Source organism: Mycetocola zhujimingii, assembly GCF_003065425.1.
GTDB lineage: Bacteria > Actinomycetota > Actinomycetes > Actinomycetales > Microbacteriaceae > Mycetocola_A > Mycetocola_A zhujimingii.
The window spans coordinates 3,152,990-3,161,403 of record NZ_CP026949.1; the positions used below are offsets into that span (position 1 = coordinate 3,152,990).

Genomic DNA, 8,414 nt, shown 5'->3' on the forward strand with positions numbered 1-8,414 from the left:
GGCCTGATCATGACAGATTTCAAGAAGCTCAACATCGTCGTGCTTTCGGGTGGGATCTCGCACGAGCGAGACGTGTCCCTACGGTCGGGGCGTCGAGTGGCCGAGGAACTGCAGGCCGCGGGCCACACGGTGACGGTCCGGGATCCGGATGCTTCCCTGCTGCCCGCGCTCACGGAACAAGCCCCGGACGTCGTCTGGCCTGCCCTCCACGGTGCCAGCGGCGAGGATGGAGCGCTCCAGGCGCTGCTCCGTGCCCGCGGCATCCGTTATGTCGGTTCGCACGCTGAGGGGGCCGGCCTCGCCTGGTTCAAGCCAACAGCGAAAGTTCTGGTTTCACGTGCGGGCATTGCGACACCTGACTGGCTGACCCTGCCCACCGAGACGTTCCGGGAGCTGGGCGCCAATGGCGTACTCGCGGAGATCGTCCACGGGATCGGCCCAGCAGCCGTCGTGAAGCCCGCGCAGGGTGGTTCAGCGCAGGGTGTGACGATCGTGACGGATGCCGGTGACCTGCCGCGAGCGATGGTCGACGCCTACACCTACTCGGACGTTGCCCTGATCGAGAAGAAGATCGAGGGCACCGAACTCGCGATCGCCGTGATCGACTCGGGTCACGGCCCTGTCGCGCTTCCCGCCGTCGAAATCCAGCCACGCTCCGGCGTCTACAGCTTCGAGGCGCGCTACAACGCGGGGGAGACGACGTTTTACGCACCGGCACGTGTGTCGGATGACATCGCCAGGCGCGCGGGCGAGACTGCTGTTGCGGTGCACGAGCTTCTTGGCCTCCGCCACATCTCGCGCATCGACCTCATCGTCGACGAGAACGGCGTTGTCTGGTTCCTCGAGGCCAATATGCTCCCGGGCCTCACCGAGACGTCACTGGTACCCCAGGCTATCGAGGCCGCCGGTTTGACGCTCGCGTCGACTTACAGTGCCCTGGCCATGGCGGCCGCCGGGGAGTAACCCCCGGCAGCGCAACGGTTACGCTCCATAGCTGGGTTCACCGATCTCGGCGAGGATGCGGTTGAGGTCGCCAATCGTTGCGAATTCGATCGTGACCTGGCCTTTTCTTGCTCCGAGGTTGACCTTGACCCTGGTGTTCAACCGGTCACCCAGTCGATCCGCGACCTCTTCGAGGTGAGCGTGGCGCGTTCCGCCGACCGGCTTCGGCTTCTTGGGAGCCTGCCCCTGAATCTGCGCTGCAGCAGCCTCCGCCGCGCGCACCGAGAGGTCCTCGTTGATGATCTTCTCCGCCAGCCGAAGCATCAGCTCTGGCTCGACCAGCGAGAGGATCGCCCGGGCGTGGCCCGCGCTCAGAACTCCTGCGGCGACGCGGGACTGAATCGATTCCGGGAGCTTGAGCAAGCGAATCGTGTTGGTGATTTGTGGCCGTGACCGGCCAATTCGCGTTGCGAGCTCGTCCTGGGTGATGCCGAAGTCAGCAAGCAACTGCTGGTAGGCGGATGCCTCTTCCAGCGGGTTCAGGTTGGAGCGGTGCAGGTTCTCGAGCAGCGCATCGCGCAGCATGTCCTCGTTCGCGGTCTCCTTGACCACGGCGGGGATAGTGGCGAGGCCTACTTCCTTTGTGGCCCTGAGGCGACGCTCGCCCATGATGAGTTCGAACTTGCCACGCTTCGACTGGTGCGGTCGCACAACTATCGGCTGGAGGACACCAACCTCCCGGATGCTGTGCACCAGTTCCGCGAGGTCGTCTGCATCAAAATTGGTGCGGGGCTGTGCCGCGTTCGGGATAATGTCCGCTGGGTCAAGATTGGCGAGCCTGGCGCCGGGAACCGTGACCAGATCCGGGTCTTCGGTGGTGCGTGCGGGGTTGGTCTGCGGGAAGAACACGTCGACCGGGCGACCGTTTTCGGTCATTTCCTGTGTCGTCGTGGGAATGAGGGATCCGATCCCGCGGCCGAGGCCAGTTCTTTTCACGGCCATTAGCGTGGTGCTCCTTCAGTAAGCAGTTCGTTTGTGTTCTCGTCCGCGGTCTCACGGGCCGCGCGCTCGCGCTCCGCCTCCCGCGTCGCAATTTCGGTGGCGGCCTCGAGGTACGAGATCGCACCGACGCCGCTGGGGTCGTGGCTGATCACGCTCTGGCCGAAGCTGGGAGCTTCAGAGATGCGGACCGCGCGCGGAATGATCGTCTTGAGAACCTCAGCGGGGAAGTGGGCGCGCACGTCGTCAGCGACCTGGTGTGCCAGGTTGGTTCGAGTGTCGAACATCGTCAGCAGAATTGTGCTGACCGTAAGAGGCGGGTTCAGGTGCTTCTGGATCATCCGGATGCTGTTCAGCAGCTGACTCAGGCCCTCAAGCGCGTAATACTCAGCCTGTATGGGGATGAGGACCTCTCGTGCCGCAACAAAAGCGTTGATCGTCAGCAGGCCGAGGGAGGGCGGGCAGTCGATGAAGACGTAGTGAAAAGTCTCCTCAGACTCCCGCACGAACTGCTCAAGCGCGGTGCGGAGCCTGTGCTCGCGGGCCACCTGGGATACGAGTTCGATCTCAGCGCCAGCGAGGTGGATCGTCGACGGTGCACAGAAAAGTGTGTCGAACTCGGGACTCTGCTGTACGACATCCGCCAGGGGGAAGTCGTCGATGAGCACGTCGTAGATGCTGGGGATGTCCGCGTGGTGGTCGACACCAAGGGCGGTCGACGCGTTGCCCTGTGGGTCGAGGTCGATGACAAGAACCCGTGCTCCCAGCTTGGCGAGGGATGCCGCGATGTTCACGGTCGTCGTGGTCTTACCCACGCCGCCTTTTTGGTTGGAAACCGTGAAGATCCGCGTATTTGCGGGCTTGGGGACGGTTATTTCTGCCAGATTCCTGCGTCGGTGAGTGAGATCGAGGATCTCTCTCATGAGTGGCGATGAGTCATCTGCGGTGGGCGAGTGCGTCACCGACTCTCCTTCTGTGTGGGGATGTTTCACGTGAAACGTGCTCCGTCCTGTCGTGATTTCCACCGTACCTGACCATGTCGTTTCGGCACGTTTGCTCGTGCGCCTGTCGCAGTTTCGGGACTGAAATGCGCGGGTCTCCGTTCCGCAGAGAGCTCGGCCTCCGGGATGTTTCACGTGAAACTTCACTGGCAAGGTCAACCGGACCGCGGGTTCCGTCCGCCACGCACGCCCGTCCCGGTGGCGATACTTACTCCGTTAACCGTTGGGGGCCTTTCGTCCCGGAGCGGCGGACCGTGTGATCTGGCGCACCAGCCCATGCTGGAAGGTTGGAGCCGCGTCGAGCCGAGGCCGCGGCCGCGGCCGCGGCCGTCGACACTGGGCACATGTTTCACGTGAAACAATCACGAGTGGCAGTCGCCAGGGGTGCTCGAGTCACTCCACGCGAAGTGGAGTCGCTCCAGGGAACGAACGGCAGGGGAGTCCCGGGAAGGGCGCCGACCACGTCACGTGGCCTTCCGTTTCAGCGTTCTCGAGAAGCCGGCTACCGCTGACCCGATCACGTTCACTGTTTCACGTGAAGCATGCCCAAGCTCACCCACGCCGTGGTCAGCCAGCCCGAGCGTGTATCTGGAGCACGCTTCCACCCATACGCTCGCCGCATTGCCACTTACCATCGCGAGCAGGTGCGCCGCCGCGCGCGACGGAAAGGCGGCGGCGCCTTAGTCGACCGACGCGAAAGGCCATCCCGGTCCGGGTTTCCCGACGAAAACCTTCAAAAAGGGCCTGGCCGCGGTCTGCGAATCGCGCTTAGGATGGCTCCCACAGCGCTGAAACACCCTCTTTCGCCACTGATTTCTTCGCAACGGCGGCGGAAGGAACTCTCGAGCACACCGTATCCCAGTGCTGATTCGCAAGGAACAGGCGAGATCGACCCTTTCGGCGCAGCCCAGGCACTCGTGGATCACTATGTGCGAGCTCTCAATACTGGTGGGACCGATGAGCCGACCGGGCGGGACGCGATATTCACCGCGACCGGAGTTTCGTGGGCCAGACCCCGCCACTGCCGCTCGATGTTTCACGTGAAACTGTTGCGTCGTGTGAGCCTGCAGCAGCGTCAGCGGACACCGGGACCGACAGGAGATACGGGCGTGAATCACAGAAGCCGGCGGGCAAAAAGCGAGAGAACAGTATGTCCACCATTTCCGCGCACGCGCCACGGCGCGCACGGCGGGGAATCCGGTACGCGGAATGAACCCGGCGCGGATACGAGCAGGCAAGCGGGGGGACAAGCTGACCCGGAGAGCAGGGGAGCCATGCAGCAATGGAGTGCACGAAGCGAGTCTCAGCAGCACCGCCGGAGGAGCAATCGCCCGGTTTCACGTGAAACATAACATCCCGCAGTGGAACAGTGCCGGACTGCTGCTACTTCGTGGGCCCCACGACAACCGACTCCTCTGCCAAGCCGATTCCGAGACCGGCGCTTCTCACCAGCACCGCGACAGGACAGGACCTGTTCATGCCAATTGCTGCCTGGCCTCAGCCTCACGCCTGCATCGCGCGGGAGCGGCACATAAGCCGACAACGAAACTACGACGATTCCGGATCTCGGAACAGCTCACGTTCTGGACCCGGCGCGTGAATTGGCTGGCCCGTACCCGAACCGACGAAGGGCCTGTGTTGTCTGAGTTCGATCCCCAACGATCGACGGCGGCGGTGTTTCACGTGAAACACGACCCGTTCCGGCCGGTTTCAGCCCGAAATCGGCTCAGAATACCGCGTCCGATCGCGCGGACAAGAGCTTAGGATCGCTCTGAGCGAGCTGAACAGACCTATTCGGCAACGCTCGGACTGGCCGTCAACCCAGGGATGCCGACGGATCGGCCGCGCGGGACCTAACCGCGAACGGTTCCGAGGATCACACGCGTGACATCCTCGGTGAGTCCTTCACCGAGGACCTCGACCCGGGCGTCGGTCACCTTGTACTTACGCATTTCCTTCTGCGCGGCAGCGATCTCCGCCTCAGCGTTCGCGCCCTTCATGAGCACGAGCTCACCACCGTCACGCAACAAGGGAGCGGTGAGTGGGAGCAGCTTGCGGAACGCACTGACGGCCCTGGCGGTCACCTGATCCAGTGGTGTCTCGAGGTCCACATCTTCAGCACGGGCACGCAGAACTGTCACATTGCTCAACTCAAGCTGGTCGACCTGATCATTCAGCCAAGCAACCCGACGTTCCATCGGCTCAATGAGAACAAACTGCACGTCGGGACGCGCAATCCCGAGGACGATTCCCGGCAAACCAGCTCCGGAACCCACGTCGCCTACCAGGCCCGGCCGCAGGAGAGGCGCCACCAGTGCACTATTGAGCACGTGGCGCGTCCACAGTCGTGGAAGCTCGAGCGGCCCGATCAGACCAAGCTCTTCACCATGCTGCGCGAGGTTCTGGGTAAATTGCCGGGCTACGTCGAGGCGGTCTCCGAGCACATCGGCAGCGAAAGCAGGTTCCTGCTCGAGCAGCGGTTCAGTCATCGGGTAATCCTCTTCGGCTTATCGGGGCGTTTCGGCACCCCCGCGGGTCGCACTGTCTCAATCCGGCAATGCATCGACGTTTACCGGCGGCGTCTACTGCAGCCGACAATTCGCAGCGCGAACCGACCTCGGTTCGCTCTCAGGCGCGGGTGATCACCGTGTGTCGGTCGCGGCCTTCACCCTGCGAGTTGGACGTGAAACCCCGCTCTGACACGACGTCGTGCACGAGCTTGCGCTCATAACTCGACATGGGGGGAAGTGCAGCGGAGCTCGCACCGGCCTCGATCTGAGCAATCGCGCTGTCCACCAGGACGGTGAGTTCCGCCTGCCGCGCGTCACGCGACCCACCGATGTCGAGGATGAGGCGAGAGAACTGGCCGGTCTTGCTCTGCACGGCGAGGCGCGTCAGCTCCTGAAGGGCATTGACCACGTCGGGCTTGGACAGCGAGCGGATGTTGCTGCCTTCGCTCGCAGTCACTGCAACGTACGCCCGACCGTTACGAACGTCGATGTCAATGTCGCCGTCGAGGTCGGCGATGTCGAGGAACTCCTCGATGTAGTCGGCCGCAACGTCGCCCTCTTCCTCGAGCTGCGATGCTGTGGGGGAGTCGTTCCGAATAACCTCGACATCTGCGGGGTCGTGAATTACGTCGCTCATCGAACTACTTTCCATTGTTCTTGGGGGACTGGCTTCCGGACGCCGGATCAGTGCTGCCGGCGGGTTTGGACGGTGAGGTTTGTGCCTTCGGCGGCATCTGACCCGTCGCGTTCGCCCCCGCTGCCTTGGCTGGGTTACCGGATTTGGCCGGATTCACCGGCTTGGCTCCGCCGGCATTCGGCTTCGCCGCGACCTTCTTCGCGCGGTTCTTGCCCATGGGTTGCTGGCGCTGCGCCGGACGCTTCTCTTCGATGACCAGGGTGTCGCCCTCACCGGACTCGGCGGGCTTCAGCTTTCCCTTGCGTGCAAGGCGCTCCTCGCGCTCCTTCGCTGCTTCGGTACCTGGCATCGGCATCTGCCTGATGATGATGAACTGCTGCACCATGGTCCAGATGTTCGAGACGAGCCAGTAGAACATGACACCGAGCGGGAACGCGAAGCCGGAGAACAGGAAGACGAAGGGCAGGATGTAGAGCAGAATGCGCTGCTGCTTGAACATCGGGCTCGCCTTGGTCTCTTCCGAGATGTTCTTCGAGACGATCTGCAGCTGAGTGATGAACTGGGATGCCGTCATCAGCACGACCATGATCGCGGCGACAATCATCACGCCGGTTTCTGGACCGCCCGGAGCGCTCATCGCCGAAGAGAAGCTCATGTGCAGGGGCGCGAAGTCGAACAGCGATGAGGAACCGAACTCCTCAGACAGGGCCTCGTTCAGGGGTCCGACTCCGGATTTACCGGTCTGCGAGTCGTTCAGCACCGAGAACAGTGCAAAGAAGATGGGCATCTGAACGAGCAGGGGGAGGCACGACCCGAGCGGGTTTGTGCCTGTCTTCTTGTACAGCTCCATCGTCTCGCGGCTCATGGCCTCGCGACTGAACTGGTCTTTCTTTCCCTTGTACTTGTCCTGGATCTTCTTCAGCTGGGGGGCGACTTCCATCATCCGTCGCTGGTTCTTGATCTGTTTCACGAACAGCGGGATCAACGCCGCGCGCACGACAACCGTCAGACCGACAATCGAAAGGACCCAGGTGAGGCCGTCTTCCGGCGCCATCCCCAGGAAGGCGAACAGCGAGTGCCAGCCCACGAGGATGAGTTCCACTACCCACTTCAGCGGCCAGAGGATGATCGACAGGAGATCCATGCGGGGTTAGCCCTTTCGGTGGCCGGCTGTTACAACGAAACCACGCGGGGTAACGGAGTATCGGAAGTTCTTTTTCAGTGGTGCATCATCGACGCCACCTGCGGCCCACGGATGGCACCGGGCGATCCGCAGAGCGGCAAGCCCCGAACCGACCGTCACACCGTGCTGCTGTATGGCGTGCATCGCGTAGGCCGAACAAGAGGGATAGTACCTGCAGACTTCCCCATAAAGCGGTGAAATGACTGTGCGATAAGCAATCAATGCAGCGACGGCGGCGTTACGCGGCATCAACAGGATGCCGTGGGCCAGGCCCGAAACGCCGGACTCGTTAACAGCGACGCCGGTCATGATCGCGCCACCAGCTTCGCCGTGCTGTGCTGGAGCTCCGCTTTCAAAGCGGAAAAGTCACTGACCGCGGCCGGCGGGAGCGCCCGAAAGACAAATTCCGCGCCCTCAGGAAGCTCAGGAGCAAGGTCGTGCGCGATCGCCTTCAACCTGCGACGAGTCCGATTGCGAACCACGGCATTTCCTACGGTTTTTGCAACAATGAACCCGAACCGCGGAGTGCCGCCGTTCGGGTTCATCAATTGGTACGTGACACAGCTCGTGCCCGCAGCCCGTCGACCCCTGCGTACTACCCGTTTGTAGTCATCCGCGCTCGTTATGCGTTGCGCTTGAGCGAGCACGATGACGACAGGGGAGAAGCGATTGGGACTAGGCGGAGAGTTCGGTACGGCCCTTGCGGCGACGAGCGCCGAGAATGGCGCGGCCGGCGCGGGTACGCATGCGCAGACGGAAACCGTGCACCTTGGCGCGACGACGGTTGTTCGGCTGGAAAGTTCTCTTGCTCATAATTTCTCACTCCACGTTTGGAATTTCCACTGCAGCTGATCGCACGCAGGGAGAATTGGGTGCCCGAGGGCAGAAGTCAACTGATTAAACCTACGTCCTGCGACTCCTGTGGTCAAACCGGCGAAGCGCAAAAGAACAATTATCCACAGTTTCCACAGGCAGGACTCTCTGACACGCGGGCCGTTTTCTGCGGTAAATTTGGGCCTTTCACGGTGATTGGTTACCGTGAGGGAATAGTTATCCCCAGCCCAACCGGTGCGGTTCCCCACAGATCCGCGCGTTTTGGCACGTCCGGTGGATAACTCTGTGAATAACTTCGTAAGGGAATC

At 62.3% G+C, this 8,414-nt stretch carries 8 protein-coding genes and 1 pseudogene; 1 reads left to right on the forward strand and 8 read right to left on the reverse strand.

The genetic code is table 11. The annotated features are described in order from the left end of the window. Positions 1 to 9: 9 nt before the first annotated feature. Complete coding sequence (locus tag C3E77_RS15090; protein WP_108392822.1) at positions 10 to 963, forward strand: D-alanine--D-alanine ligase family protein; 954 nt, start codon at positions 10 to 12, stop codon at positions 961 to 963. Between the two features lie 18 nt (positions 964 to 981). Here the strand turns inward: C3E77_RS15090 and C3E77_RS15095 are convergent, their stop codons facing one another. From C3E77_RS15095 to rpmH, 8 genes and pseudogenes are all read right to left on the reverse strand, one after another. Next, positions 982 to 1,944, reverse strand: a complete 963-nt coding sequence (locus C3E77_RS15095; protein WP_108392824.1) for a ParB/RepB/Spo0J family partition protein — start codon at positions 1,942 to 1,944, stop codon at positions 982 to 984. After that, entirely contained in the window at positions 1,944 to 2,864 is a 921-nt protein-coding gene (locus tag C3E77_RS15100; protein WP_108393448.1) for a ParA family protein, read from the reverse strand. The genes C3E77_RS15095 and C3E77_RS15100 overlap by 1 nt, the downstream gene beginning before the upstream one ends. 1,931 nt (positions 2,865 to 4,795) lie before the next feature. Beyond that, positions 4,796 to 5,431, reverse strand: coding sequence for a 16S rRNA (guanine(527)-N(7))-methyltransferase RsmG (rsmG, locus tag C3E77_RS15105; RefSeq protein WP_108392826.1), 636 nt, complete (start codon positions 5,429 to 5,431; stop codon positions 4,796 to 4,798). A gap of 139 nt (positions 5,432 to 5,570) precedes the next feature. Next, positions 5,571 to 6,089 carry a Jag family protein gene (locus C3E77_RS15110; RefSeq protein WP_108392828.1) on the reverse strand — a complete coding sequence of 173 codons (519 nt, stop codon included), beginning with the start codon at positions 6,087 to 6,089 and terminating at the stop codon, positions 5,571 to 5,573. Between the two features lie 187 nt (positions 6,090 to 6,276). After that, positions 6,277 to 7,233, reverse strand: a pseudogene (gene yidC, locus C3E77_RS15115) (membrane protein insertase YidC); the annotation flags it as partial. Between the two features lie 6 nt (positions 7,234 to 7,239). Further along, positions 7,240 to 7,581 carry a membrane protein insertion efficiency factor YidD gene (yidD, locus tag C3E77_RS15120; protein ID WP_108392832.1) on the reverse strand — a complete coding sequence of 114 codons (342 nt, stop codon included), beginning with the start codon at positions 7,579 to 7,581 and terminating at the stop codon, positions 7,240 to 7,242. Next, positions 7,578 to 7,919, reverse strand: coding sequence for a ribonuclease P protein component (rnpA, locus tag C3E77_RS15125; RefSeq protein WP_108392834.1), 342 nt, complete (start codon positions 7,917 to 7,919; stop codon positions 7,578 to 7,580). The genes yidD and rnpA overlap by 4 nt, the downstream gene beginning before the upstream one ends. Before the next feature lie 28 nt (positions 7,920 to 7,947). After that, positions 7,948 to 8,085 (reverse strand): 50S ribosomal protein L34, encoded by a 138-nt coding sequence (gene rpmH / locus C3E77_RS15130; RefSeq protein ID WP_010204566.1) that lies wholly within the window; start codon positions 8,083 to 8,085, stop codon positions 7,948 to 7,950. Positions 8,086 to 8,414: the final 329 nt, after the last annotated feature.